The sequence below is a fragment of the Streptococcus sp. KR genome (assembly GCF_002238115.1).
Classification (GTDB): Bacteria; Bacillota; Bacilli; order Lactobacillales; family Streptococcaceae; genus Streptococcus.
On sequence record NZ_NGVM01000129.1, the window covers coordinates 1 to 513 of the forward strand.

At 37.4% G+C, this 513-nt stretch carries 1 protein-coding gene; it reads left to right on the forward strand.

Annotation, left to right across the window (positions count from 1 at the left end):
* The first annotated feature begins 44 nt into the window (after nt 1–44).
* Nucleotides 45–455 (forward strand): thrombospondin type 3 repeat-containing protein, encoded by a 411-nt coding sequence (locus CBI42_RS11240; RefSeq protein WP_049510505.1) that lies wholly within the window; start codon nt 45–47, stop codon nt 453–455.
* Nucleotides 456–513 lie beyond the last annotated feature (58 nt).

A 513-nucleotide genomic window follows, 5' to 3' on the forward strand; every position in this document is an offset into this window, starting at 1 on the left:
TAGGATTGGAGTGAAAAAAGATTAACTAGGAAAGAAGGAAGTATATGGAAGCCATTTATCAACGTGATTCGGATCAAGATGGATTAACTGATGCTCAAGAATTGGCGCTAGGAACCAATCCTCTTAGCGCAGATTCTGATGGTGATGGTCGTTCAGATTTATTGGAAATAGAAGAAGGAACCAATCCCTTAGAAAAGGATTTACAAGACATAGACCAAACAAGTCTAACGGAACCGTCATCAGTATTTATGGAAATGAAACAAAAGATTTCAGATATGATGGAGAGTCACTACAAGGAATTTATACAGGCTCTGATTAGTATTGAAACAGGGATTGAAAACCAACAAGACCTAGAAGACTTATATACTTACTACATGAGAACAGATGCCGTTTCTCTTTTGTCTAGTGATTTAGAAACCAGTCCTCAAGAGGTTGAAATGGAGATAGAGTTGTAGGGGAATCATGTGATTCTCCTATTTTCGTATAGATGAAAGGAGCGAGTATGGAAGTAAT